Origin of the sequence: Litoreibacter roseus (assembly GCF_009811795.1) — a bacterium.
Lineage (GTDB): Bacteria > Pseudomonadota > Alphaproteobacteria > Rhodobacterales > Rhodobacteraceae > Litoreibacter > Litoreibacter roseus.
Genome location: NZ_BLJE01000003.1, coordinates 302,319 through 326,244, shown reverse-complemented (window position 1 = coordinate 326,244; position 23,926 = coordinate 302,319). Strand labels below are relative to the sequence as shown.

Annotated in this window: 27 protein-coding genes and 1 tRNA gene; 17 read left to right on the top strand and 11 right to left on the bottom strand. The window is 57.1% G+C overall.

Annotation, left to right across the window (positions count from 1 at the left end; genetic code table 11):
• Positions 1-113: 113 nt before the first annotated feature.
• The 7 genes from KIN_RS15510 (at position 114) to KIN_RS15480 (ending at position 6,098) form a co-directional block, all read left to right on the top strand.
• Positions 114-980 (top strand): carbohydrate ABC transporter permease, encoded by an 867-nt coding sequence (locus KIN_RS15510; protein ID WP_159808696.1) that lies wholly within the window; start codon positions 114-116, stop codon positions 978-980.
• Between the two features lie 10 nt (positions 981-990).
• Positions 991-1,821: a carbohydrate ABC transporter permease gene (locus KIN_RS15505; RefSeq protein ID WP_159808694.1), complete on the top strand. Its 831-nt coding sequence runs from the start codon at positions 991-993 to the stop codon at positions 1,819-1,821.
• A 14-nt stretch (positions 1,822-1,835) separates the two neighbouring features.
• On the top strand, positions 1,836-2,840 hold the full coding sequence (locus KIN_RS15500; protein ID WP_159808692.1) for an ABC transporter ATP-binding protein: 1,005 nt from the start codon (positions 1,836-1,838) through the stop codon (positions 2,838-2,840).
• Complete coding sequence (locus KIN_RS15495) at positions 2,837-3,610, top strand: L-iditol 2-dehydrogenase (protein ID WP_279285275.1); 774 nt, start codon at positions 2,837-2,839, stop codon at positions 3,608-3,610. Before KIN_RS15500 ends, KIN_RS15495 begins: the two co-directional genes overlap by 4 nt.
• The gene (locus KIN_RS15490) at positions 3,598-5,100 is read left to right on the top strand and encodes a mannitol dehydrogenase family protein (protein ID WP_159808688.1); all 1,503 of its coding nucleotides are present in this window, start codon (positions 3,598-3,600) and stop codon (positions 5,098-5,100) included. Before KIN_RS15495 ends, KIN_RS15490 begins: the two co-directional genes overlap by 13 nt.
• Before the next feature lie 72 nt (positions 5,101-5,172).
• Positions 5,173-5,421 carry a hypothetical protein gene (locus tag KIN_RS15485; protein WP_159808686.1) on the top strand — a complete coding sequence of 83 codons (249 nt, stop codon included), beginning with the start codon at positions 5,173-5,175 and terminating at the stop codon, positions 5,419-5,421.
• Positions 5,422-5,834: 413 nt separating this feature from the next.
• The gene (locus KIN_RS15480; RefSeq protein ID WP_159808684.1) at positions 5,835-6,098 is read left to right on the top strand and encodes a hypothetical protein; all 264 of its coding nucleotides are present in this window, start codon (positions 5,835-5,837) and stop codon (positions 6,096-6,098) included.
• Between the two features lie 404 nt (positions 6,099-6,502).
• On the opposite strand, the gene KIN_RS15475 is transcribed toward KIN_RS15480, so the two are convergent.
• Positions 6,503-6,578 (bottom strand) — tRNA-Thr (locus KIN_RS15475).
• 137 nt (positions 6,579-6,715) lie between these two features.
• On the opposite strand from KIN_RS15475, the gene KIN_RS15470 reads away from it, so the two are divergent.
• Positions 6,716-7,591: a hypothetical protein gene (locus tag KIN_RS15470; RefSeq protein ID WP_159808682.1), complete on the top strand. Its 876-nt coding sequence runs from the start codon at positions 6,716-6,718 to the stop codon at positions 7,589-7,591.
• Positions 7,592-7,594: 3 nt separating this feature from the next.
• Here the strand turns inward: KIN_RS15470 and KIN_RS15465 are convergent, their stop codons facing one another.
• Positions 7,595-7,855, bottom strand: a complete 261-nt coding sequence (locus KIN_RS15465) for a DUF2312 domain-containing protein (protein ID WP_159808680.1) — start codon at positions 7,853-7,855, stop codon at positions 7,595-7,597.
• Positions 7,856-7,983: 128 nt separating this feature from the next.
• On the opposite strand from KIN_RS15465, the gene KIN_RS15460 reads away from it, so the two are divergent.
• A complete protein-coding gene (locus KIN_RS15460; protein ID WP_159808678.1) occupies positions 7,984-8,199 on the top strand; it encodes a hypothetical protein in 216 nt (71 codons plus the stop codon).
• Here the strand turns inward: KIN_RS15460 and KIN_RS15455 are convergent.
• Both KIN_RS15455 and KIN_RS15450 read right to left on the bottom strand, forming a co-directional pair.
• The gene (locus KIN_RS15455; protein ID WP_159808676.1) at positions 8,196-9,206 is read right to left on the bottom strand and encodes a hypothetical protein; all 1,011 of its coding nucleotides are present in this window, start codon (positions 9,204-9,206) and stop codon (positions 8,196-8,198) included. The genes KIN_RS15460 and KIN_RS15455 overlap by 4 nt on opposite strands.
• A 448-nt stretch (positions 9,207-9,654) precedes the next feature.
• The gene (locus KIN_RS15450; RefSeq protein WP_159808674.1) at positions 9,655-10,212 is read right to left on the bottom strand and encodes a pseudouridine synthase; all 558 of its coding nucleotides are present in this window, start codon (positions 10,210-10,212) and stop codon (positions 9,655-9,657) included.
• Positions 10,213-10,342: 130 nt separating this feature from the next.
• Here KIN_RS15450 and purF point away from each other — a divergent pair, with 130 nt between their 5' ends.
• Entirely contained in the window at positions 10,343-11,830 is a 1,488-nt protein-coding gene (purF, locus tag KIN_RS15445) for an amidophosphoribosyltransferase (protein WP_159808672.1), read from the top strand.
• 1 nt (position 11,831) lies between these two features.
• Here purF and KIN_RS15440 read toward each other — a convergent pair whose 3' ends face one another.
• On the bottom strand, positions 11,832-12,941 hold the full coding sequence (locus KIN_RS15440; protein ID WP_159808948.1) for an anhydro-N-acetylmuramic acid kinase: 1,110 nt from the start codon (positions 12,939-12,941) through the stop codon (positions 11,832-11,834).
• A 58-nt stretch (positions 12,942-12,999) separates the two neighbouring features.
• Between KIN_RS15440 and tyrS the strand changes: the two genes are divergently transcribed.
• Positions 13,000-14,253: a tyrosine--tRNA ligase gene (gene tyrS / locus KIN_RS15435; protein WP_159808670.1), complete on the top strand. Its 1,254-nt coding sequence runs from the start codon at positions 13,000-13,002 to the stop codon at positions 14,251-14,253.
• A 6-nt stretch (positions 14,254-14,259) separates the two neighbouring features.
• Here the strand turns inward: tyrS and KIN_RS15430 are convergent, their stop codons facing one another.
• The 5 genes from KIN_RS15430 to KIN_RS15410 form a co-directional block, all read right to left on the bottom strand.
• Positions 14,260-15,207, bottom strand: coding sequence for a DUF3179 domain-containing protein (locus KIN_RS15430; protein WP_159808946.1), 948 nt, complete (start codon positions 15,205-15,207; stop codon positions 14,260-14,262).
• Between the two features lie 115 nt (positions 15,208-15,322).
• Positions 15,323-15,868 (bottom strand): peptidylprolyl isomerase, encoded by a 546-nt coding sequence (locus tag KIN_RS15425; RefSeq protein ID WP_159808668.1) that lies wholly within the window; start codon positions 15,866-15,868, stop codon positions 15,323-15,325.
• On the bottom strand, positions 15,861-16,367 hold the full coding sequence (locus tag KIN_RS15420) for a peptidylprolyl isomerase (RefSeq protein ID WP_159808666.1): 507 nt from the start codon (positions 16,365-16,367) through the stop codon (positions 15,861-15,863). Before KIN_RS15420 ends, KIN_RS15425 begins: the two co-directional genes overlap by 8 nt.
• Before the next feature lie 91 nt (positions 16,368-16,458).
• Complete coding sequence (gene coaD / locus KIN_RS15415) at positions 16,459-16,950, bottom strand: pantetheine-phosphate adenylyltransferase (RefSeq protein WP_159808664.1); 492 nt, start codon at positions 16,948-16,950, stop codon at positions 16,459-16,461.
• A 118-nt stretch (positions 16,951-17,068) separates the two neighbouring features.
• Complete coding sequence (locus KIN_RS15410; protein ID WP_159808662.1) at positions 17,069-17,503, bottom strand: CBS domain-containing protein; 435 nt, start codon at positions 17,501-17,503, stop codon at positions 17,069-17,071.
• Positions 17,504-17,680: 177 nt separating this feature from the next.
• On the opposite strand from KIN_RS15410, the gene KIN_RS15405 reads away from it, so the two are divergent.
• From KIN_RS15405 to KIN_RS15385, 5 genes are all read left to right on the top strand, one after another.
• Entirely contained in the window at positions 17,681-19,180 is a 1,500-nt protein-coding gene (locus KIN_RS15405; protein WP_159808660.1) for a CoA-acylating methylmalonate-semialdehyde dehydrogenase, read from the top strand.
• A gap of 74 nt (positions 19,181-19,254) precedes the next feature.
• A complete protein-coding gene (locus KIN_RS15400; protein ID WP_159808658.1) occupies positions 19,255-20,394 on the top strand; it encodes an acyl-CoA dehydrogenase family protein in 1,140 nt (379 codons plus the stop codon).
• A complete protein-coding gene (locus KIN_RS15395; protein WP_159808656.1) occupies positions 20,391-21,425 on the top strand; it encodes an enoyl-CoA hydratase/isomerase family protein in 1,035 nt (344 codons plus the stop codon). Before KIN_RS15400 ends, KIN_RS15395 begins: the two co-directional genes overlap by 4 nt.
• Positions 21,422-22,294, top strand: a complete 873-nt coding sequence (gene mmsB / locus KIN_RS15390; protein WP_159808654.1) for a 3-hydroxyisobutyrate dehydrogenase — start codon at positions 21,422-21,424, stop codon at positions 22,292-22,294. Before KIN_RS15395 ends, mmsB begins: the two co-directional genes overlap by 4 nt.
• Positions 22,295-22,400: 106 nt before the next feature.
• Positions 22,401-23,024, top strand: coding sequence for a LysE family translocator (locus tag KIN_RS15385; RefSeq protein ID WP_159808652.1), 624 nt, complete (start codon positions 22,401-22,403; stop codon positions 23,022-23,024).
• Between the two features lie 6 nt (positions 23,025-23,030).
• On the opposite strand, the gene KIN_RS22455 is transcribed toward KIN_RS15385, so the two are convergent.
• Positions 23,031-23,300 (bottom strand): DUF6356 family protein, encoded by a 270-nt coding sequence (locus KIN_RS22455; protein WP_243144942.1) that lies wholly within the window; start codon positions 23,298-23,300, stop codon positions 23,031-23,033.
• A gap of 104 nt (positions 23,301-23,404) precedes the next feature.
• Here KIN_RS22455 and KIN_RS15380 point away from each other — a divergent pair, with 104 nt between their 5' ends.
• The gene (locus KIN_RS15380) at positions 23,405-23,878 is read left to right on the top strand and encodes an Lrp/AsnC family transcriptional regulator (RefSeq protein WP_159808650.1); all 474 of its coding nucleotides are present in this window, start codon (positions 23,405-23,407) and stop codon (positions 23,876-23,878) included.
• Positions 23,879-23,926: the final 48 nt, after the last annotated feature.

The window sequence follows — 23,926 nt, the reverse complement described above, 5'->3', positions numbered from 1 at the left end:
TGCATCTCTAACCCGGGGCATGCTTCCCAGTTTTCCCCGGGTTTCTCTCTTTTTTCTAAATTGCGGCCCCGTTTCAGATAGCCTGTTGGCGATCAACAGAGGAGGTATGCCCAATGGCAACCCAACATTCCCGATCAGCGGCGCGCCTGATGATGGCACCAGCGGTCATCTTGCTTCTTGGCTGGATGCTCGTCCCCCTGATCATGACGCTGATGTTCTCCTTTAAGAAGTATCTGCCCCTCCGCGGTGGCGACCTCGGGTGGGTTGGTTTTGAAAACTACGTCCGGTTTGTAAGTTCCAGCTCATTTTGGCCTTCGGTTATGGCCACACTGATCATCGTGGGCGGTGTACTTCTGATAACGGTTGTCTTTGGCGTCCTTCTGGCTTTGCTCCTGAACCAGCCGATGTGGGGCCAGGGAATTGTTCGCATTCTGGTGATCGCCCCTTTCTTCGTCATGCCAACCGTTTCGGCGCTGGTCTGGAAGAACATGTTCATGGATCCGGTAAACGGTCTGTTTGCCCATCTTTGGAGGTTCTTTGGCGCGACACCCATTGAGTGGCTCAGTCAGGCATCCCTGCAATCCATTGTCATGATCGTATCCTGGCAGTGGTTGCCGTTCGCGACGCTGATCCTGCTGACGGCCATCCAGTCGCTCGACAGTGAACAGCTGGAGGCGGCTGAAATGGACGGCGCCCCACCCCTCAAGCGGTTCGGCTATATCATCTTGCCGCACCTTGGGCGGGCCATCACAGTTGTGGTTTTGATCCAAACCATCTTCCTGCTCGCCGTTTTCGCAGAGATCTTCGTGACGACGGGCGGTGCATTCGGAACCAGAACGCTCACCTATCTGATCTATCAGCGCGTACTCGAGAGCCAGAATGTCGGTCTCGGATCTGCCGGTGGTGTCTATGCAATCATTCTCGCCAACATCGTCGCCATCTTCCTGATGCGCGCGGTCGGCAAGAACCTGGACGAGTGAGGAGGAAACCATGGCCCGCGCAGTTACTCAAAAACGCAAGATCATCAACACGGTCGCCGCTTGGGGCATCGGTCTGCTGATCTTTTTTCCGATCCTCTGGACAATCCTGACCAGCTTCAAAACAGAGGCCCAAGCGATCTCAGACCCGCCGATCTTCCTGGCCTTTGACTGGACACTGGAAAACTATGGCGTTGTGCTGGAGCGCTCCAACTATATGCGCTTCCTGTGGAACTCGGTGATCATCGCCGGCGGCTCCACTATCCTCGGTATCATCATCGCCGTTCCCGCAGCGTGGTCGATGGCATTCGTGCCATCCAGACGCACCAAGGATATCCTGCTGTGGATGCTCTCGACTAAGATGCTTCCAGCGGTCGGTGTGCTCTATCCGATCTACCTGATCTTCATCAAGCTCGGCATCTTGGACTCCCGGATCGGTCTTGTGATTGTTCTGATGCTCATGAACCTGCCGATCATTGTCTGGATGCTCTACACTTACTTCCGAGAAATCCCGGGAGAAATCCTTGAGGCCGCACGTATGGACGGCGCATCGCTAAAGAACGAAATCCTGTACGTTCTCACGCCGATGGCAATTCCCGGCATCGCGTCAACCTTGCTGCTGAACTTCATTCTGGCCTGGAACGAGGCGTTCTGGACGTTGAACCTGACGGCCGCAAAGGCAGCGCCGCTCACGGCCTTCATCGCCAGCTATTCCAGCCCGGAAGGTTTGTTCTTCGCAAAACTCAGCGCGGCCTCGACCATGGCAATCGCGCCGATCCTCATCCTTGGCTGGTTCAGTCAGAAACAACTTGTCAGCGGCCTAACTTTTGGCGCCGTCAAATAGGAAAGATTAGACCAATGGGACAAATCAAACTCAACCAGGTGACCAAAAGCTTCGGTGATGTCGAAGTCATTCCGCCCCTTGATCTCACAATAGAAGATGGCGAATTCACGGTATTCGTCGGGCCTTCGGGCTGTGGTAAATCAACCTTGCTGCGGCTCATCGCAGGCCTCGAAGACATCTCGTCGGGGCATATCGACATCAATGGCTCGGATGCAACCAACGTGCCGCCCGCGAAGCGCGGTCTGGCCATGGTCTTTCAGTCCTATGCGCTCTATCCGCATATGTCTGTGCGCAAGAACATCGCATTTCCCATGAGAATGGCGGGAATTGACGAGGCAGAGCAAAACCGCCGGATCGAAGCCGCCGCAAAGGCCTTGAACCTCACGGATTATCTCGAGCGCCGTCCGGGTCAACTGTCTGGCGGCCAGCGGCAACGGGTCGCCATCGGACGCGCTATCGTCCGTGAACCGGCGGCGTTCCTGTTTGACGAGCCGTTGTCCAACCTTGATGCCGCCCTGCGCGTCGGGATGCGGCTTGAGATCAGCGAGCTTCACAAACGGCTTGAGACGACGATGATCTATGTGACGCACGATCAGGTTGAGGCCATGACCATGGCCGATAAGATCGTCGTTCTGCGGGCTGGCGTGATCGAACAGGTGGGCTCCCCTCTTGATCTTTACCACGCGCCACGCAACGAGTTCGTCGCGGGCTTCATCGGCTCGCCCAAGATGAACCTGATCAAGGGTGCTGAAGCGGAGAAACATGGCGCATCCACGATCGGTATTCGGCCAGAACACACCGATGTCAGCATGACGGACGGGATGTGGAAAGGACGCGTGGGCGTCGCAGAACATCTGGGCTCTGATACGTTCATCCACGTCCACGATACCGGGCTTGGCGACATGATCACAGTGCGGATCACCGGCGACATTCAGGCCAAGCACGGCGACACAATCTATCTCACGCCGCAATTGGACAAGCTGCACAAGTTCGACGCGAACGGTTTGAGAGCAGGTTGATGCAATTGTCTGGAAAGACAGCCCTTATCACAGGCGCCGCCCGAGGGATCGGGCGGGCCTTTGCGGAGGCCTATATCCGGGAAGGCGCCAAGGTCGCTATCGCCGACATCGACTTTGACAGGGCCAATCGCACGGTTGCTGATCTGGGCGATGCTGCACTGGCTGTAAGGCTAGACGTGACTGATCAGAACAGCATCGACAAAGTTGTGAACGAAACAGTCACGCGATTGGGCCAAATTGACATTTTGATCAACAACGCAGCGCTGTTTACAGCGGCCCCGATCGTAGAGATCGCACACAAGGACTTCGACCAGGTTTTTGCGATCAACGTCAAGGGGACGCTGTTTATGCTGCAGGCCGTGGCACGCCATATGATCGACCGCGGGCAAGGCGGAAAGATTATCAACATGGCCAGTCAAGCTGGGCGACGGGGGGAGCCCCTTGTTGCCGTCTATTGCGCCACGAAAGCTGCAGTCATCAGTTTAACCCAATCGGCTGGCCTCGATTTGATAAAGCACGGCATAAACGTGAATGCTATTTCCCCCGGTGTCGTCGATGGAGAACACTGGGATGGCGTCGACGCATTTTTCGCAAAGTACGAGAACAAAGCACCGGGGCAGAAAAAACAGGAAGTCGGGTCCGCCGTGCCATACGGACGTATGGGAACTGCGGATGATCTGACGGGTATGGCCGTCTTTCTGGCCAGCGATGCGGCGGATTACATCGTCGCACAAACCTACAACGTGGATGGTGGACAATGGATGAGCTGATCTCCCTTTCAGATGCGACACTTGATCAATTGACCGTCGAGCGTCCCCGCTATGATCGGAAATCGTTGACGCCAGGCATTGTTCATATCGGCGTCGGTAATTTCCATCGGGCCCATCAGGCATGGTTCCTGCACCGTCTGATGCAAGAAGGAAAGGCCCATGACTGGGCGATCCTTGGCGCGGGCGTCCGCCCCTATGACGCCGCCATGCGTGAAAAGCTCTTGGCGCAAGATTGCCTGACAACGCTCATCCAACTCGATCCCGGCAATGTCTCAGCCGAGGTCGTGGGATCAATGATCGACTATTTGCCGATCGAAGATGGCAACGCGCCGTTGATCCGTGCGATGGCGGATCCCGCGATCCGCATCGTCGCCATGACCGTGACGGAAAGCGGATACTATGTTGATCCGGTCAGTAAGGGATTCGATGGCAACCATCCTGATCTTGTTCACGACGCCGCCCACCCTGACACCCCCAGTACCGCATTTGGCGCGATCGTGGCAGCCCTTCGACTGCGCCGGGCTGCGGGCCACGGCCCGTTCACGGCGCTGAGTTGCGATAACCTGCAGGGCAACGGGGATATCCTGCGTCAGACCGTGGTCTCGCTGGCGCACATGTCCGATCCTGATTTAGCCGATTGGATCGATGCGAACGCAACATTCCCAAACTCCATGGTCGATTGCATCGCACCGGCCACCGGCCCGACCGAGCTGGCTCTGGCCACGGATTTCGGCATTCGGGACGCGGCTGTCGTCACCCACGAAGCGTTTCGCCAATGGGTGATCGAGGACGCTTTCTGCGCCGGGCGTCCTAACTGGAACGAGGTTGGCGCAACGTTCTCGGACGACGTCCATGCGTTTGAAACCATGAAAATTCGTATTCTCAATGCGGGTCATCAGGTTCTGGCGAATGCCGGTGAGATTTTGGGGGTCGAAAGTATCGCGCAATGTATGGCACATCCCGCAATTCGTGCGTTCTTCAGCAAGGTGCAGCGCACGGAAATCGCGCCCACCGTTGCGCCCGTTCCGGGTAAGACACCCGCAGAGTACATCGCGCTGATCGAAGACCGATTTGCCAACCCCCGCATTGTCGACACCACGCGCCGGGTCGCTTTCGACGGATCCGCGCGTCATACCGGGTTCGTGTTACCAATCCTGCGAGATCAGCTTGCCGCCGGACGCGCTGTCGAGGGGCTTGCCCTTGTCGAGGCTCTGTGGGCCCGAATGTGTGCAGGTATTCGCGAAGATGGCAGTGTGATCGAACCAAACGATCCGATTTGGATCGAACTGGCTAACGTTGCCCACGCCGCCAAAGCAGACCCGGCAAAATGGTTGGCCCAAAGCAGGATCTACGGTGACCTACAAGACGCCAAGCCATTCGCTGATGCGTTCTGCCGATGGCTCGCACTGGCCTGGGACCAAGGCTGTGAAGCCGCGCTCGTCGAGTATACCCAAGGAAGCGACCGCGCCGTTGGCTCTGTTTCCGGTTAAGAAAACACAATGAGACGTCTTCCGCCAACCATGTGAACCGGCAATTTCTCTGCCGCTGACACAGCCGATAACTTGAGGCTCCGCAGAGGCCTTCCCGAATACCTGCAAGCGACCAAAGCCTGGGCTACGCTCAAACCCGGACCGCGCGCGCTCTACATCGAACGGAAACGCCGCTACACCGGCAGCAACAACGGCCGCATCGTTTTGAGCCATTGCACCGCCGCTGAGGCCATCAACGTGAGCCGTAACACCGTAGGCGCCTATTTCGATGACCTCGCAGAACGCGGCCTAACAGCGATGACCCGCGCGCCGACTCTCTGACCCTCTGGCTTTGGACAGGCAAGTCTCTGGACGTTACAGGAGCTTCCCACGGCAGACGACAAGTCAGCTTTGCAACGCTTTTTAAAGTGGAGGAAAAAAGAAAAGCCCCACGCAAAAACCGTGCGTGCCCGGCACAATGATTGGGCCTCCGATACAGGACGGTACGACAACAAGGGCGCGACTGTCACAAAAATTTGCACGCTAGGGTGATTTTCTCTTTGTCGCCGATGCCCAAAAACCGTGACACATATATATCTAGCCATGGGCAGGAAGCTCCAAAGCAAGACTAAGAGCTGAGAAAGGAGGTTCAGTGTTGAGATTTACTGTTTGCGAGCGCCCAAGACTGTCCCGGTTGTTTGGGCGAGTCGAGTCGCCTACCGTGGGCATTCTCCTGAATAAAGGTTGATTTCAACATGCAAAAATCCGGTTTTCTTACAATTGGAGCGGTTGCCATTTTCGCGCTCTCTGCCTGCATGAACGAAAGCATCTACACAAATTATTATGGCGAGCCGGAAATCGTTGGACGAACCAAACAGACGGTCCAAGTACGGGCGGGTTTTAACGTGAATCCTGCACCAGCAGCCGAGGCTGCGTGTAACGGCCCGGTTGCCCTCGAAAAATCAGAGGCAACCGATCTGCAAGGATACTATTCCATCTATTACTTCCAATGCACATAGCGTGCACTCCGCTTTTGATTTCGACAAAATCTGGAGGTTTACATGGGCGGCATCGGCAGCGGTCGGCACTGGCATTGGAGTGCGAAAAACACGGTTGCGGATTATCGCAGCATCGACGTGCGTCGCTGGGCGCGCCGACACAATCAGGCGAAAGATAGGCTGGGAAGAAGGTTGGGACGATTGGGGAAGCAAGCCGAAGGGAATGCACTGGCGAACCTATCATCACCTTGTCGCGGAAATTGAGGCTTGGGAGCACCGCAGCAACGTAGGCTTGACTGCTTTTGCCTTGGAAAAGTTCGGCAGCTTGGACAAGCTATGACGCGCGCAAAGGTGGATATTTGGGTGGATAAGTGGGCAGTTAAAGCCAGTTTATCCACGAAAATCAACGGCTTATCTGCATAAACTGGTGCCCCCACACGGACTCGAACCGCGGACCTACTGATTACAAATCAGTTGCTCTACCAGCTGAGCTATAGGGGCACACGGGCGCTGTCCTAATGCAAGCGCGTTGCGCTGGCAAGATGGAATAGATCATTTACGTTACGCCAAACCCGTTTGCCTGTGCGGGCCTGCGACGGTAAGGAAAACCAGCTCACTATCAGGCGATCGTTGGTCTTATGAAAATCGTGCTCCATCTGGGCGTCCACGCGACGGACGAAGACAAACTGCTGTCCTGCCTTCTGCAAAACCGCGACGGTCTTTTGCAGAAAGGGGTGATCGTCCCGCCCCCCCTTCTCTATCGTCAAATGTTGCGGGAAACCGTGCAGCTGATGAAGGAAGAAGACGCCGATCACGACATTCTAGACGCCACCCTTGAGGTCCTTCTGGAAGACCAGACAGGCCGGCGTATCGTTCTGAGTCACGCGGGGTTCCTTGGCCCGCCGGGGCGCGCTGTTGAGGCTCAGATGTTCTACCCGTATGCAGCTGAGCGCGTATCGGACTTGCGCGCTCTGTTTCCGGATCATGAGTTGGAGCTTTTCATTGGCTTGCGTGATCCTGCGACCTTCCTGCCCACACTTTTCGAGAAAAGTCCGGAAAGCGACTTCGACGAATTCTCAGATGGCTGCGATCCGGAAAACCTGACGTGGTCTGACATGATCATCCGACTGAAAGAGGCGCTGCCCGACGTTCCGATAACGCTCTGGTGCAACGAGGACACGCCGATTATCTGGCCGGAAATCCTGAATGCGTTGTGCGGCCTACCAACTGAGACCGAACTGGATGGCACAACTGATTTTCTGGCCAGCCTGATGAGCCCGCAGGGCTTTGCCCGGATGAAAGGCTACATTGCGAGCAAACCGATTACTTCGGTTTCCCAGCGGCGCCGGGTCACGGCGGCGTTTCTCGAGAAATTCGCGCTGGACGAAGCCCTTATGCAGGAAATCGACCTTCCGAACTGGTCGGATGAGTTTATTGACGGCCTGTCCACGGCTTATGATGCAGATGTTGCCAAGATCAGCCAAATGGATGGCGTCACCTTGCTGCATCAATAGGCGCTACATTCCAAGCGCTTCCTTATAGAGATCGAGCACAGCCTCTTCTTCGGAGATGTCTTGCGGGTCGCGCTTGCGCAATGCCACAACCTTACGCATGACTTTCGTGTCGTAGCCACGCGCCTTGGCCTCGGACATCACCTCTTTCTGCTGATCAGCGAGGTCTTTCTTCTCCATTTCCAGGCGCTCAAACCGCTCGATGAATTGCCGCAACTCGTCTGCGGTGACGCGGTATGTGGTGTCTGTGGCGGACGTATCGGACATGGGCGAAAGGCTCCTTTGGCGCGGTCAGACGTTCGAGATACAAAGCTCGTGGACCGGGTGCAAGGGGCAGACGCTTGTCACCGATACTCAATCAAGATAGGTCGCCAGACAACAGCGCGGAGAACACCATGGATCTGTTGATAACGATTGGCGCACTTGTCACGCTAGCGGGTCTCGGCGGCCTGATTTGGTGCATCATCAAAGTGACGCGCGCAAAGAAATCTGGGCTGGATGACGCCGCCCTTCGAGACGTGATGCAGTCGACAGTTGCTTTAAATCTGGCGGCCCTGTTCATGTCTGCGATCGGGCTTGCGATGGTCGTGACGGGCATCGTGCTCAGCTAAACGACAGACATCACATCGCCTTCTACACGCCAGCCCGTAGCCTCAAACAAGGGGACAAATTCTGCAGGCACAAACAGGCGATCTTCTAGATTTTCGACTTCGAAATAGCGCTGCGGGGATAACAGAACGCGGTCATTGCCAGACAGGTCAATCACCCATCTGGACGGCACCGTGCGGCGGGCCAGAGACCGCAGCTCGAACGCTTGGAACAGGATCGGGCGATCTGGATCGTGAATGCCCAGCCCCGCTTCCCGCGCAGTGGCGACGGCATCCCGCGCCGCCCGCAAACTGGGCGCCGCCTCAAGGATCGTCTTTGGATCGTCCGCCATGGCAGCCGCAGACACCGGCGAGCCGCGCGCGCGGAACGGGTCCACATTTGGGAAAATGAAATAAGGCGCCGCGAGGCCTGTCCCGAGCATGCGCATGTTGTAACTCTCGCGGCGATCAGCCGGTGCACTATCTGGCTGATCGGGATGAACGTAAGCCAGAAGCCGGCCAAAGAAATCCAGAGCATCGTAGGCAAAGGCCAGGAAAAAACTATCGGTGCCGATCTCATCCCGGTCCTGCAAGATCAACATCTCAAGCGCGTCCTCGGCATCCTTTGCGTATGCGTGATGACGGGTCGCCGCATCAGGATCAGCCAGCCCGAGAAGTCTGTTTCGTAGATCAGACGTCAAATCGGTGATGGGCGGAAACTCTGCAGCGAAAGGGTTCGCAAGGAGCCGCTGGAACACGTCGTTGTCGGTCGATGTGAAAGTTGTGCCGCCGGGTGGAAAAAGACGGCTCTCCGGCATATCGATCCCCAGAAATCGAATTGGAAAATTGTTCTCGCTCGAGACATTTATCGTATCGCCATCCGCAACAATCTGGCGGGTGCTTCCGGTTTGCCCGACCTCGCGCGTTGTCCCGTCCGAAAGCTCTAGTGTTTTCCTGCCAAAAAATCCGAATTGAAACGTGCCGGCGAGAAACCCGTTTCCCCGGTTGGTTCTGAAAATCGTGCGCGCCATCACTGTTCCTCACATCATAACACGAATAAATCTCGCTTGGTTCACACCCCAACCATACCACGTTAACCGGACAAATCGTGGCATGTTACTGGGCGATGACTGGAACGATGTCTCGGCGGGATCCGGCAGGTCAAAGAAGGTCTGGCAAACGTTTTTTCGCGCGTGCTGTGCCCCGGATAATCAAGCCTGAGGTAAAAAAAAGCCACTCGATCATGCGCACGGGGGAGGACCGGCTTGATCGAGCGGCTTTTATCACTCATTCCCACATCAAGGGAGACCAGGCTGGACTGCATCCGCTCAGCCTTACGTAAAGACAACCGGAAATCGCGCCCTCGTGCCAGACAAAAATCGACAATTTTGGGCGAAAGTACGTAATCTCATACCTAATTCAACGGCACATGCTCATAATTTAAGCGCCGCCTGCTGCCCCAGCCGGTTTGACATGTTGTTAACCAGCGTCGACTGATTTCCATGTGCCCGGTGCGATGTCGTCAACTGACCACGGCCCGATATTCGTGCGCACCAGCCTTAGTGTGGGATGCCCCACCGCAGCAGTCATCCGCCTCACCTGCCTGTTCCGCCCCTCTCTTAGGGTAAGCCTGAGCCAGCAATCGGGAACAGTTTTACGAAATCTGACGGGTGGTGTTCGCGGCCAAAGCCAGTCAGGGGTGTCGACAGATTGAACGTCCGCAGGCTTGGTGAGGCCATCATTAAGCGCAACACCTGTCGCCAGTTGGTCCAGCCCATCTTTTTCTGGAATGCCCTCGACTTGAACCAGATAAGTCTTTGCCATCTTGTGCCTAGGATGAGTAATCTGCGCCTGCAATCGCCCATCATCCGTCAATAGAAGCAGCCCTTCGCTGTCCTTGTCGAGCCGACCAGCCGGATACACCCCCTTCACATCGATATAATCGGATAACGTCGGGCGCGGACTGTCACCCATGCTGCGATCGGTAAATTGCGGAAGAACCCCGTAAGGCTTGTTGAACAAAATGAGTGTGGACATGACAAAAACTGTTGCCCGATCCCTGCTTGGATCACAACGGAAGAAATGGCAGTTGGTCGCACGTGACTTTGTCGCTGCGATTGCCTAACTGTTGTTACACAATTGTGACCCGGATTCGGAGCTGCCCCTTATGTCGCAAGCGGATACCCAATTGGCACCAAGCCAATGGCGCGCCGACCCTTTCGATGACGACAAGCTTAAGGAAGAATGTGGGATATTCGGCGTGGTTGGCACGTCTGAAGCTGCAAATTTTGTTGCGCTTGGTCTGCACGCCCTGCAGCACCGCGGCCAAGAGGCCGGCGGGATCGTGGCCTATGAGCCGGATCTGGGCTTCAACTCGGCCCGGCGCTTCGGATATGTGCGCGACAACTTCACATCGCAGAAATTGATGGAGACATTGCCCGGCTCACTTGCCATAGGCCATGTGCGCTACTCAACGGCTGGCTCCAAGGGTCAGACGGCGATCCGGGACGTGCAACCCTTTTTCGGTGAGTTTTCCATGGGCGGGGCTGCGATTGCCCACAATGGGAACATCACGAATGCGGACGCGCTGCGCCGCGAGCTGATCGAGCGCGGCTCTATCTTCCAAAGCTCTTCCGACAGCGAATGTATCATCCATCTCATGGCCCGGTCGATGGGGCGCAGCATCCCGGACCGGATGGAAGAGGCACTGCGCAAGGTCGAGGGTGCGTTTTCCGTCGTGGCCATGACTCGCACCAAACTGATTGGCGTCCGCGATCCGCTGGGTGTGCGCCCACTGGTTTTGGGCAAGATCGGCAGTGGCTGGGCGCTGAGCTCTGAAACCTGTGCGCTCGACATCATCGGGGCAGAGTTCGTGAGGGAGATCGAGCCAGGCGAAATGGTGGTCATTACACCCGCCGGTGTCGAAAGCCACTTCCCTTTCCGTCCTGCAAAATCACGGTTCTGCATTTTCGAGCATGTCTATTTTTCTCGTCCTGACAGCATTCTTGGCGGGCGCAGCGTCTACGAAACACGCGAGGCGATTGGGCGCGAACTGGCAAAAGAGGCCCCGGTCGAGGCGGATCTCGTTTGTCCGGTACCGGACAGCGGAACCCCTGCGGCCATCGGGTACTCGCTGGAAAGCGGCATTCCTTATGCGATGGGCATCATCCGCAACCAGTACATGGGCCGTACTTTCATTGAGCCAACCGAACAGATCCGCAATATGGGCGTCCGGCTGAAGCTGAACGTCAACCGCGCGCTCATCAAAGGCAAACGGGTCATTCTGGTCGATGACAGTGTTGTGCGCGGCACGACATCGCGGAAGATCAAGGAGATGATCCTCGATGCTGGCGCCGCGGAGGTTCATTTCCGCATCGCCTCTCCGCCGACCGCGTGGCCCTGCTTTTACGGCGTCGACACCCCGCAACGGGAAAAACTCTTGGCCGCAACCATGAGCGAGGACGAAATGCGCGATCATCTGGGCGTCGACAGCCTGCGCTTCATCTCACTCGACGGGCTCTATCGGGCGGTGGGCGAGGCGCACGGGCGTGACAGTGACAGCCCGCAATATTGCGATGCCTGCTTCTCCGGGGAGTACCCGGTGGCACCCTCCGATCAGTTGGAAAAGGGGTTCGCCCTGAAGGCGGCAGAGTAGCCTAAGCGCGCTTGCGTTTGGGCTGGGACACGATGCCACCGCCGACGGATGCCGCAACCCCGGTTGTGGACGGTGCAGATGTGGGCAGGCCACGGGCGACGCGCACAGCCAGATACCCGAATGCTTGCGCCTCCAACATGTCGCCGTCCAGCCTGCGTTCGTCGATGGACACGGTTCGAGCCGCCACACGCGCCTGTATCGCCTCCATCAGAACCGGGTTCTTGCGCCCACCCCCCGTCACAAGAACCTCAGCGGGGCGCTTGGGTAACATCTCGACCGCCCGGGCCACGCCAGCAGCACTGCAGGCCAGCAGCGTCGCCAATGCGTCAGCGTCCGAAAGACCCAAAACCAGATCAGCCAAGTAAGGAAAATCGTTTCGATCCAGAGACTTGGGTGGAACCTTTGAGAAATAAGGGTCGCGCATGAACTGATCGACCCTGGCTTGATCTGGCGCCCCTTGTGCTGCAATGGCACCATCCGCGTCGTAGGATTTGCCTTGGCGGGACTGTATCAGGTCGTTGGATGGTGCGTTGGCGGGGCCAGTGTCAAAGGCAAGCAAAGCGCCTCGATCCTCTGGCGCGGCAAAGCCAGGATCCACGTAGGTGATATTTCCCACCCCACCCATGTTCAGAAACGCGACCGGATGCTTCGCCCCAAGGTACTTGGCACATGCAAAATGGTAGAACGGTGCCAAAGGTGCACCCTGCCCGCCCAGCCCGACATCGGCGGTGCGAAAATCCCATGCGACCGGTGCTCCGATCTGTTCGGCGAGAAATATTCCGTCACCCGCCTGATGGGTGCCGCGCCCGCCGGGCTCATGGGCCAGGGTCTGGCCGTGGAAACCGACGATTTCAAATCCGCTGAACCCAAAAATGACCTCGGCGTGGGCTGTCTCAATGATCTCGGCCGCGTCCGGAACAATCAGGGCGTCATGCCATTTGCCAAGGGCGGACCGCAAAACTGCACGCTCGGCATCGGAATAGGGCCTGTAGGCTGTCGGACCAAATTCGAAGATGGACACGCCGTCCGTTAGGATCATCGCAGCATCTACACCGTCCAAAGAGGTGCCGGACATCGTTCCCAATGCCCAGATTGGCCCATCACCCTTCATACTCTTCCCCTTCTCCCGCGTCGTCAGTATAGAAGCCAAAACAGCGAGTAAAAGAGCCATGACCTACCACCCCAAATCAGAGTTCCTCAGCGTGATGATCGACCGCGGCTTTCTGGCCGACTGCACCGATTATCAGGGCTTGGATGAGGCTTTGGCGAAAGGCGTGGTGCCGGGCTACATCGGGTTCGATGCGACTGCGTCATCGCTTCACGTTGGCTCCCTTATTCAGATCATGATGCTGCGTTGGCTGCAGAAGACTGGACACAAACCCATCGTCCTGATGGGCGGCGGTACAACCAAAGTTGGTGACCCCAGCTTTCGCGCAGATGAGCGCCCCCTGCTGAGCCCTGAAAAGATCGACGAGAATATAGCCGGAATCCGTCAGGTATTTTCCCACTATGTCGAGTTTGGCGAGGCCGCCTCGGACGCGATCATTCTCAACAATGCCGAGTGGCTGGATGGTCTGAATTACCTCGATTTCCTGCGCGACGTGGGACGGCATTTCAGCGTGAACCGGATGCTGGCATTTGAAAGCGTGAAATCGCGGCTGGACCGGGAACAGTCCCTGTCCTTCCTCGAATTCAACTACATGATCCTGCAGGCCTATGACTTTCTGGAATTGCACCGCCGCTACGGCTGTCTGCTTCAGATGGGCGGCAGCGACCAATGGGGCAACATCGTCAACGGGATTGACCTGACCCGCCGCATTTTGGACGGGCAGATCTTTGGCTTAACCTCCCCACTGCTGACCACCTCGGACGGCAAGAAGATGGGCAAAAGCCAGGACGGTGCGGTCTGGTTGAACAAGGATCTGCTGAGCGCTTACGAATTCTGGCAGTTCTGGCGTAACACAACTGACGCGGATGTGGGGCGGTTCCTCAAGCTTTACACAGAGTTGGCCATCGAAGACTGCGACCGTCTCGGCGCGCTGGAAGGGTCTGAGATCAACGAAGCCAAGATCACGTTAGCCAATGAGGTCACCACTCTGCTGCACGGCGCAGACGCCGCGAAAGCTGCTGAGACGACGGCGCGCGAGGTGTTCGAAAAAGGCGGCACCGGGGAAGACCTACCGACCCTGTCGCTGAGCGCATCGGAACTGGGTGACGGCATTTCAGTGGTGCAATTGATCGTACGCAGCGGTCTTGCCGGATCGGGCAAAGAGGCAAAGCGGCTGATCGCAGAAGGGGGCGCAAAGGTCGATGACGCGCAGCTCACCGATGCGGGGATGCTCGTGACGGCAGACCAACTGGCAGAGCCCCTGAAATTGAGTGCGGGCAAAAAACGACACGCGTTGGTCCGGCTAGAGGGCTAACCCCGCCTAGCGTGACAGTTGCCACACCCCGTCCGGGAAAAACGCGTGAAACGCGAAAGCGAACATGACGTCGTGGGGCATGTCACGTCCAGATGCGTCTCGAACTCGAACCGAGTTGACCGCCCGCCCCTGTCCTATCCGCGCGGTATCCAGCGCCGAAGCTTGGGTGCCTTCCCATGTCAGGATCACACCGGCCTCAACAATGCGCTTTTCGCGGTCAAGTCGACTGAGTGGCCAAGCCAAACTGCCAACCCGAACGACCCGTGCCATCGGATCAATCCCGCCGGGCGGCAATGTGCCGTCATACAGAAACGGACGATCCGAACTGTCATATTTGACATACGGGTTTCTGCCATAAGATACACCCGCGAGCGGCGCATCCATCACCAGGCCATCGGGATTACGAGCGGCGAAATCCGCCCAACTTTCCATCCATGACGGCACCTGTTTCAACCGTTTGCCGGAATACTGACCGACAATCCCTCTGCCCACCGCCTGCTGCCACCAGCTTTCCGTCTGCCGGTCATACATCACCATATCCGAGTGGCGGAGCTTGCCCGTCACGCCGAAATCAAGCGTTTGACCGTTTACCCTTCGGTCGAACACCATACCGGAATTACAAAGCGGACAGAACGTGACGGCAACAGGCACACTGCCAACGGTATCGTTTACGATCTCGTGCACCATGAAATAACGGATCGGGTAGGCTCGAGGGATCTGGCCAGATATCTCCAGAGTCAGGACCGGCTCGTTTGGCGCTAACCGTTTCTCCTGACGAGCGTTCATGAAACGCGGATCATCGACAGCAGGAATGCCATCTTTGGCAGGTCCCCCGGATCGGATCTCATCAAGATCAACCGACGCTTTTGAAAAGTCAGTGCGGGGCCATTCGGACTGCCAGTTGGCCGGACCACCAAAAGTCTGACCAAGAGACGGCAGAGTGAGCGCCCACATCACGCAACCGGCAATCATAAGAATTCTGTACATCGGCCCCTCCGTAACGCTGATACCAGCATCGCGTAGAGGCCCTGCGGAAAACTACCCCCGCTCACACACAGGTGATTGCGCGTCAGTTGGTGACGCGCACATCCGTCATTACGTCCGGCTCACCGATAACGGCGCCGTTTGGCCCGTCGCCGCGTTTGATCTGGTCAATAACGTCCATTCCGTCTGTCACCTCACCCACCACAGTGTACTGACCATTCAAGAAGGTGCCTTCATCGAACATGATGAAGAACTGGCTGTTGGCCGAGTTTGGGTTTTGCGCACGTGCCATGCCGACAATGCCCCGCTCAAAAGACCGGTCGGAGAACTCGGCGGGCAAATCAGGTTTGTCGGAGCCGCCTGTCCCAGCCCGACGCATATCCGCACCGACTTTCCCGTGCTCGACATCGCCAGTTTGAGCCATGAAGCCCTCGATCACGCGATGGAACACCACTTCGTTATAGGCGCCCTCTTCCGCCAACGCGGTGATCTGCGCGACGTGTTTCGGTGCGACATTCTCAAACAGATCAATCGTCACGGTGCCATTGGCTTGTCCAGCGATGTCCACCTGAAGCCCCGCACCAAAGGCCGGAACAGTCATAAGAATGAGGGCGAAAAAACTGTTACGCATCTGCGGCGACCTTGACGCTGATCATTCGGTCAGGCTGCGCAGGCGGCTCCCCCCGCGTGATCGCATCCACATGCTCCATCCCTTCGATCACGCGGCCATAGACCGTGTACTGGCCATTCAGAAAGCTGTTGTCTGAGAAATTGATGAAGAACTGGCTGTTCGCGCTGTCAGGGTTCTGGGAGCGTGCTGCACCTAGCGTTCCGCGATCATGGGGCAGTTTCGAAAACTCTGCGGGCAGGTCCGGCATGTCTGATCCGCCTGTCCCGGCGCGCGACAGATTGAAATCTTTTTCCATGTTGCCGTTCGCGACATCACCCGTTTGCGCCATGAACCCGTCGATCACCCGGTGAAACGCGACATTGTCGTAGTCGCCGTTGCGCGCCAACGTTTTCATCCGCTCTGCATGCTGCGGGGCCACATCCGGCAACAGCTCAATCGTGACGGTGCCACCTTTGAGTTCCATCAGGATCGTGTTCTCGGGATCTTTGATCTCGGCCATGGTCTGGGCCTCCTTTGTTCTATCGCGTTGACGTGTACCTAAAGCGCATTGACCGGAAGGGAAACACCTTCCTGTTTCGATGTCGGCGAGATCAAGACAGCTTGGCGTTCAGTTGCGTGAGGACCGAAGGCGTTACAAAGTTGGAGACATCTCCCTCAAGCCGCGCGATCTCTTTAACCAGCTTCGAAGCAATGGCCTGATGCTCAGCCTCTGCCATCAAGAAAACCGTCTCGATGCTGTTATCCATCGCCCGGTTCATACCGACCATCTGATACTCATATTCAAAGTCCGCCACGGCCCGAAGACCACGGATGATCACGGCGGCCCCAACATCTCTGGCGCAATTTATCAGAAGATTTTCAAAGGGATGAACGGTGATCTTCGTGTTGGTCTCTTCGGCCAGTCCGGCACATTCCGCCTCGATCATACTGACGCGTTCTTCGAGGGAAAAAAGCGGGCCTTTGTCACGGTTGATGGCCACACCGATGACAAGGTGATCCACCAAGGAACAAGCCCGCCTAATGATATCGATATGCCCCAGAGTGATGGGATCAAACGTGCCTGGGTAAAGGCCTGTGCGCATGGCGAACCTCGCTTTTACGCCTGAGCCTTTGGACGCCCACGCTTTTTCGCCCGTGCACGCAACAATATTGCGCGAGCGAAATCAACACCAAAGCGCATTCATCTTGGTCGTCGTGGGTCTAGTGCCCCATGATCATGCCTTCGAGCGCATCTTTTTCCATGGACAACTCGCTCAAACGGGCTTTAACGACATCACCCAGCGTAATCAGCCCAACCATTTGTCCGGCTTCTTCGACCGGCATGTGGCGGAAGCGGCCCTCGGTCATACGCGCCAGAATGGCGTCGGCCTTGTCGTCACAGGCGCATGTCTGAACAGAGCGGGTCATCATCTGTGACACCTGCTCACTCAGGCAAGCCGGTCCGCGCTTCCCGATCTCGCGAACGATGTCACGTTCGGACAAAATACCGTCTGCGTTTTTCCCGTCAGTCGAAACAACGACGGATCCAATCCGACGTGCAGACAGCAACTGCGCGGCATCTGACACGGTGGCGTCTGGTGCGATCGTCACAACCCCATCATCGTTCTTTGACTTCAAAATCTGGCGGACAAGCATCATTTCCTCCCTTTTTCATCCGGAATTTCACAAGTGTGTGACGCGGATGCGCGCTACGTCAAGTACGGCATACCTCTCCGGCCAATTGATGCCGCATGGGCGCGGGGCTGAATGTGGCTTGCCGTTCCTGAAACGCGGCATGTAGGGTCCGCCCAACACATGAGAGGGAGGATCACGATGCAAGAACTGACGCATTACATCGACGGCGCACATGTCAAAGGCACATCTGGCCGGTTTGCCGATGTCTTCAACCCGGCAACAGGTGAGGTGCAAACCAGGGTTCCCCTCGCGGGCACAGATGAGATGGAACGCGCGGTCGAAGTCGCCCGCAAGGCGCAACCGGGCTGGGCCGCGACCAATCCGCAGCGGCGCGCCCGCGTGATGATGAAATTCGTACAGCTTCTAAACCGCGATATGGACAAACTCGCAGAGGCCCTCAGCCGCGAGCACGGCAAGACCCTGCCCGATGCGGCAGGCGACGTGCAGCGCGGTCTTGAAGTGGTGGAGTTCTGCATCGGCGCACCGCATCACCTGAAGGGCGAGTTCACTGACAGCGCCGGGCCGGGCATCGACATGTATTCCATGAAGCAACCGCTCGGTGTGACGGCCGGTATCACCCCCTTCAACTTTCCGGCGATGATCCCAATGTGGATGTTTGCGCCCGCCATCGTGTGTGGCAATGCCTTCATCCTGAAACCATCGGAACGAGACCCGTCGGTGCCGCTGATGCTGGCGGAGCTGATGGAAGAAGCAGGCCTGCCCAAGGGAATCCTGCAAGTGGTGAATGGCGACAAGGAAGCGGTCGACGCCATCCTCCACAACGAGGTAGTCCAGTCGGTGGGCTTTGTCGGCTCCACCCCGATCGCTGAGTACATCTACGCTACGGGCTGTGCGAACGGCAAACGGGTCCAATGCTTTGGCGGCGCGAAGAACCATATGATCATCATGCCTGATGCGGACATGGATCAGGCCGCAGATGCGCTGGTCGGCGCTGGATACGGGGCGGCGGGCGAACGGTGTATGGCGATTTCGGTCGCCGTCCCTGTTGGCGATGACACGGCAGACCGTCTGATCGAGAAGCTCGCGCCGCGCGTCGAGGCGTTGAAAGTGGGGCCGTATACCTCAGGAAACGACGTGGATTACGGACCCGTGGTGACAGCAGCAGCAAAGGGCAACATCGAGCGCCTTGTCCAAAGTGGAATCGACCAAGGTGCAAAGCTGGTCGTAGATGGGCGGAATTTTTCCCTTCAGGGCTATGAGGATGGCTTCTTCGTCGGTGCGCATCTGTTCGATAACGTCACTACGGACATGGAGATTTATCGAAAAGAGATCTTCGGCCCCGTTCTCAGCACCGTGCGCGCGCAAACCTATGAAGAGGCGCTTGGCATGGCGATGGACCATGAATACGGCAATGGTACCGCGATCTTTACCCGCGACGGGGACACGGCCCGCGATTTCGCGAGTCGTGTGAACGTCGGCATGGTTGGCGTCAACGTCCCGATCCCCGTTCCGTTGGCCTACCACACCTTCGGCGGATGGAAGAAATCGATGTTCGGCGATCTGAACCAACACGGGCCGGACAGCTTTAAGTTTTACACGCGGACGAAGACCATCACATCACGCTGGCCCTCCGGCATCAAGGAAGGCGGGGAGTTCTCGATCCCTGTCATGGAGTAGACCGCCCTTGCTTTGGCCCTCGGTCGGCGTAAAATAGAACAAGCGTTCAATTCCGCTGGCGGGGAGGCCTTGCGATGGATTTTGCACTGACCGAGGAACAATCCGCCATTTTCGATATGGCCAAGGCGTTCGGAGATGAACACATCGCGCCCTACGCCCAAGCTTGGGAAAAGGACGGCGACATTCCGAAAAATCTTTGGCCGAAGCTGGCGGAACTTGGGTTTGGCGGGCTTTATGTCTCAGAGGACGCTGGCGGGTCCGGGCTGTCCCGGCTGGATGCGACATTGGTGTTCGAGGCATTGTCGATGGCCTGCCCATCGGTGGCCGCCTTCCTGTCGATCCACAATATGTGCGCCGCGATGATCGATAAGTTCGGCTCGGACGACCTGAAGGCCCGCTATCTGGATCGTGCGATCGGGATGGAGACGTTCTTTTCATACTGTTTGACCGAGCCTGGCTCAGGCTCCGACGCGGCCGCGCTCAAAACCCGCGCAGAACGAACCAATGCCGGCTTCGATGTCACGGGAACAAAGGCCTTCATTTCAGGCGGAGGCTATTCGGACGCATATATCGTGATGGTTCGGACCGGCGATGATGGACCGAAAGGCATCTCGACGCTTGTGATCGACGATGGCGCAGACGGGCTGTCGTTTGGCGGCCTTGAGGACAAGATGGGGTGGCGATCCCAGCCGACACGGCAGGTTCAGTTGGACGCGTGCAAGGTCCCTGCTGAAAACCTGCTGGGCGAAGAAAGCAAAGGCTTTTCCTATGCGATGCAGGGGCTTGATGGCGGACGGTTGAACATCGCCGCCTGCTCCCTTGGGGCGGCTCAGACCGCGCTGAATAAGACGCTGGATTATATGGCGGAACGCAAAGCCTTCGGTAAATCCATCGACCAGTTTCAAGCGCTGCAATTCCGACTTGCGGATATGGAGATCGAGTTGCAGGCCGCGCGGGTGTTTCTACGGCAGGCCGCGTGGAAACTTGATACAGGCGCGCCCGATGCCGTGAAATACTGCGCCATGGCCAAGAAGTTCGTGACAGAAACGGGGTCGAAGGTCGCCAATGACTGCCTGCAACTTCATGGCGGCTATGGTTATCTCGCGGATTACGGGATCGAGAAAATCGTACGTGATCTTCGCGTTCATCAAATCCTTGAGGGCACGAACGAAATCATGCGGATGATTGTGTCCCGCCAGATGATCGCCGCATGAGCGACATTCATATTCGCGTCGAGGGCCGCGCCGGTCGCATCACGCTGAACCGTCCGGACGCTCTGAATGCACTGACCTACGACATGGTTCGGCAGATCGAAGCGACGCTGGACGACTGGCGCAGTGCTGACATTGACCTTGTTCTCATGGATGCTAAGGGCAATCGTGCCTTTTGCTCGGGCGGCGATATCTCCGAGATGTATGCAGCGGGCACGGCGGGAGATTTCGAATACGGTCAACGGTTCTGGCGGGATGAATACCGGCTGAACGCGAAGATCTTCGAGTACCCCAAGCCGGTTGTGAGTTTCCTGCAGGGTTACACAATGGGCGGCGGCGTGGGTGTCGGCTGTCATGGGTCACATCGCATCGTCGGAGAAAGCTCCCAGATTGCCATGCCAGAATGCGGCATCGGGCTTGTTCCCGATGTCGGCGGGTCCCTGATGCTGGCCTTGGCCCCGGGTCATCTGGGCGAATACCTTGGCACCACGGGGTTTCGCATGGGCACAGCCGATGCAATTTACGCAGGCTTTGCTGATCACTTCGTGCCAGAAGCAGATTGGGCGGACACAAAGGCGGCCCTGGTCAACACAGGCAAGGTTGAAATGATTAAACCTGTCGTGCCGGACACTGGCAAACTGGTGGAAAGACAGCGCGATATCGACAGCTTTTTTTCGGGTGAGGCATTGGGTGATATTGTCCGTGCGCTTAAAGCGTCAAACAGTGATTTCGCCACCAATACGCTCAAGTCGCTGCATCGGAACGCCCCTTTGGCAATGGCGTGCTGCGTTCAGATTGTACGGCGCTTGCGGTCGGCAACCTCTATCCGGCAAGCGCTCGATCAAGAGTACCGCTATACACACCGTTCCATGGCACAAGGCGATTTCATTGAAGGCATCCGTGCTGCAATCATTGACAAGGATAGAAATCCAAAATGGGCACATTCTGCGCCAGACAAAGTCCCTGATATAGAGGTCACGAACATGCTGCTGCCTTTGGGAGAAGACAGCCTGAGTTGGGAGGAGATGCCATGAAAATCGGGTTTATCGGATTGGGCAATATGGGCGCCCCCATGGCCCGCAATCTGGCGGTGGCTGGGTATAATGTGACGGGCTACGACACGGTAGCGCCCTGCCCCGACGGCGTAATGCAGGCAGAAAGCGCGCGGGACGCAGCAACTGGCCAAGACGTCGTCATCACGATGCTGCCGAACGGTGACATATTACGGGCCGTTGCGGCTGATATTTATCCTGCCATGTCCGCCGGTGCGTTGCATCTCGATTGCTCAACGGTCGATGTGGCAAGCGCGCGGGACGTCGCCGATCAGGCGCAGAACGCGGGGCTTTTGGCCGTCGATGCGCCGGTCTCAGGTGGCGTTGGTGGCGCTGATGCGGGCACCCTTACATTCATGGCGGGTGGCACGGACGCGGCGTTTGCGAAAGCCCAGCCACTTTTTGAGGTAATGGGCCAAAAAGCGGTTCATTGCGGGGCTGCAGGCAACGGTCAGGCCGCAAAAATTTGCAACAATATGATCCTGGGCATCACGATGATCGGCACATGTGAGGCCTTCGCTTTGGCCGACAAGTTGGGCCTAGATCGACAAAAGATGTTTGACGTCGTCAGCACATCGTCTGGCTACAGTTGGTCGATGAACGCGTATTGCCCTGCACCGGGGGTCGGCCCTCAGAGCCCTGCGGACAATGACTATAAGCCTGGCTTCGCGGCGGATCTAATGCTGAAAGACCTGCGCCTCAGCCAGCAGGCGGCCAAAGATGCGGACGCAGATACCCCGATAGGCCGGCATGCGACGGACCTTTATGCGACATTCGTCGAGAAAGAAGATGGGCACGGCAAGGATTTCAGCGCGATGCTTCCCCGGTTCGCGTCCCGCCGTCGGAGCTAAGCCCAACGTTGGCGCCGCCTCCGATATCAGTGGCCCAAAGATTGACCGGCAAGATCAGCTGTCGCAGAAAGACGGCATACTGATTTGACGACAGGCGGATGTTGCCATGGATGCAGTTCTTTTCATCGGGTTTCTCACAACAACGCTTCTGTTCGTAGCGGTGCCTGGTCCATCCGTTGCCTTTGCCACGGCGCAGGCCGTTCGCTACGGCCCACGCGCGGCCTACGTCACGGTGGCGGGCGACGCGCTTGGCACAATCGTTCACATCGTTGTCGCGGTCAGCAGTCTGACGGTTCTGTTGTCCCTGTCTGCGATGGTTCTGCCATTTCTTCAGATTGCAGGTGGGCTTTTTATTCTGGGCATGGCTTATCAGGCCATTTTTCGCACGAAAAAACTTGAAGACGCCTCTGTTTCGATATCAGGCAAAGTAACTTTTTGGGCAGGCTTTTTCGCGTGCGTCGCCAATCCGAAAGCCATCGTCTTTTTCGTTGCCTTGTTCCCAGCCTTCATCTCGCCAGAGCACAGCATCTTCTGGCAGAGCATCGTTTACGGCGCGGTTTTTCTAGTTCTGGATGCTATCTCCATCCTTGGATACGCGTTAGCGACCATGCACGCGGTCAAGCGAACAACATCCCGCTGGCTCAACCCCGAATTGTTGAGCGGTCTTGGACTTCTCGGTGTTGGCATGGCGATGATCGTGAAAGGCTACAGAGCAATCCCTCACAACTAGCGGTCTTTATCCAGCGTTGTGGTCCGGCGCACGATTGGACAATTGCGCATGTAGAGCATGAATTTCGCGGCTCGCAGTCTTCTGGCAGAGACCGGGAACCACGGCGTGAACAAAAGCGGCGCCGGACGCCCTCAACAGCCGAAAGGCAAATCGGAGCGCAAAGACCTGATGCTGCAGGTATGTCTCCCCGACACTTTGGGGATGACTTGTGAACAGACTTGCAAAGGATGTCCCTGCCGCTGTGTTAGCTGTCTGAGTTGAGGTGCGTTCTTGCATAACGATCTCCGCTTTGATGTTGGAAGCAGTTTGTCATTTTGAACGCGGGAGAATGTCCCAATTTTCTGCTTGATTAGAAATTTCTTGGGATGTTATCCCAACTTATGGCAGAAAATATTGACAAAATGGATCGCAATATCCTGAAGCTTCTGCAACAGGACGCATCGATCAGCATGGACGCCCTCGCGGAGCGCGTTCACCTGTCCCGCAATGCCTGTTGGCGGCGTATCCGCCAGATGGAAGACGCAGGCGTCATCAGGTCTCGGGTCGCCCTTATTGATCCTGCGGCTCTTGGTTTGGGACTGACCGTTTTCGTGATGATCCGCACCAACATGCACCAGTCCGATTGGCTCGAAACCTTTGCGCGGGTGGTTCGGGATACGCCTGAAATCATCGGCGCGCACCGGATGAGCGGCGATCTGGATTACGTACTGCGCGTGAAAGTCCCGGACGTCGACGGGTATGATCGGTTCTATCAGCGGTTGATCCGGCAGATCCCGATCGCGGATATCTCGGCCAGCTTCGTGATGGACGACATCAAGGACACCACAGCCTTGCCCACGGATCTGGCGACCTGATGCGAGTGAGGTTCAACATGCCCTCCCCCTTTGCTGTTTCTTTATGCT

Excerpts from the sequence above, each read along its gene's own strand:
- KIN_RS15510 (WP_159808696.1), top strand. The coding sequence starts at position 114 with ATGGCAACCCAACATTCCCGATCAGCGGCGCGCCTGATGATGGCACCA.
- KIN_RS15505 (WP_159808694.1), top strand. The coding sequence starts at position 991 with ATGGCCCGCGCAGTTACTCAAAAACGCAAGATCATCAACACGGTCGCC.
- KIN_RS15500 (WP_159808692.1), top strand. The coding sequence starts at position 1,836 with ATGGGACAAATCAAACTCAACCAGGTGACCAAAAGCTTCGGTGATGTC.
- KIN_RS15490 (WP_159808688.1), top strand. The coding sequence starts at position 3,598 with ATGGATGAGCTGATCTCCCTTTCAGATGCGACACTTGATCAATTGACC.
- KIN_RS15480 (WP_159808684.1), top strand. The coding sequence starts at position 5,835 with ATGCAAAAATCCGGTTTTCTTACAATTGGAGCGGTTGCCATTTTCGCG.
- KIN_RS15470 (WP_159808682.1), top strand. The coding sequence starts at position 6,716 with ATGAAAATCGTGCTCCATCTGGGCGTCCACGCGACGGACGAAGACAAA.
- KIN_RS15465 (WP_159808680.1), bottom strand. The coding sequence starts at position 7,855 with ATGTCCGATACGTCCGCCACAGACACCACATACCGCGTCACCGCAGAC.
- KIN_RS15460 (WP_159808678.1), top strand. The coding sequence starts at position 7,984 with ATGGATCTGTTGATAACGATTGGCGCACTTGTCACGCTAGCGGGTCTC.
- KIN_RS15455 (WP_159808676.1), bottom strand. The coding sequence starts at position 9,206 with ATGGCGCGCACGATTTTCAGAACCAACCGGGGAAACGGGTTTCTCGCC.
- KIN_RS15450 (WP_159808674.1), bottom strand. The coding sequence starts at position 10,212 with ATGTCCACACTCATTTTGTTCAACAAGCCTTACGGGGTTCTTCCGCAA.
- purF (WP_159808672.1), top strand. The coding sequence starts at position 10,343 with ATGTCGCAAGCGGATACCCAATTGGCACCAAGCCAATGGCGCGCCGAC.
- KIN_RS15440 (WP_159808948.1), bottom strand. The coding sequence starts at position 12,941 with ATGAAGGGTGATGGGCCAATCTGGGCATTGGGAACGATGTCCGGCACC.
- tyrS (WP_159808670.1), top strand. The coding sequence starts at position 13,000 with ATGACCTACCACCCCAAATCAGAGTTCCTCAGCGTGATGATCGACCGC.
- KIN_RS15430 (WP_159808946.1), bottom strand. The coding sequence starts at position 15,207 with ATGTGGGCGCTCACTCTGCCGTCTCTTGGTCAGACTTTTGGTGGTCCG.
- KIN_RS15425 (WP_159808668.1), bottom strand. The coding sequence starts at position 15,868 with ATGCGTAACAGTTTTTTCGCCCTCATTCTTATGACTGTTCCGGCCTTT.
- KIN_RS15420 (WP_159808666.1), bottom strand. The coding sequence starts at position 16,367 with ATGGCCGAGATCAAAGATCCCGAGAACACGATCCTGATGGAACTCAAA.
- coaD (WP_159808664.1), bottom strand. The coding sequence starts at position 16,950 with ATGCGCACAGGCCTTTACCCAGGCACGTTTGATCCCATCACTCTGGGG.
- KIN_RS15410 (WP_159808662.1), bottom strand. The coding sequence starts at position 17,503 with ATGCTTGTCCGCCAGATTTTGAAGTCAAAGAACGATGATGGGGTTGTG.
- KIN_RS15405 (WP_159808660.1), top strand. The coding sequence starts at position 17,681 with ATGCAAGAACTGACGCATTACATCGACGGCGCACATGTCAAAGGCACA.
- KIN_RS15400 (WP_159808658.1), top strand. The coding sequence starts at position 19,255 with ATGGATTTTGCACTGACCGAGGAACAATCCGCCATTTTCGATATGGCC.
- KIN_RS15395 (WP_159808656.1), top strand. The coding sequence starts at position 20,391 with ATGAGCGACATTCATATTCGCGTCGAGGGCCGCGCCGGTCGCATCACG.
- mmsB (WP_159808654.1), top strand. The coding sequence starts at position 21,422 with ATGAAAATCGGGTTTATCGGATTGGGCAATATGGGCGCCCCCATGGCC.
- KIN_RS15385 (WP_159808652.1), top strand. The coding sequence starts at position 22,401 with ATGGATGCAGTTCTTTTCATCGGGTTTCTCACAACAACGCTTCTGTTC.
- KIN_RS22455 (WP_243144942.1), bottom strand. The coding sequence starts at position 23,300 with ATGCAAGAACGCACCTCAACTCAGACAGCTAACACAGCGGCAGGGACA.
- KIN_RS15380 (WP_159808650.1), top strand. The coding sequence starts at position 23,405 with ATGGCAGAAAATATTGACAAAATGGATCGCAATATCCTGAAGCTTCTG.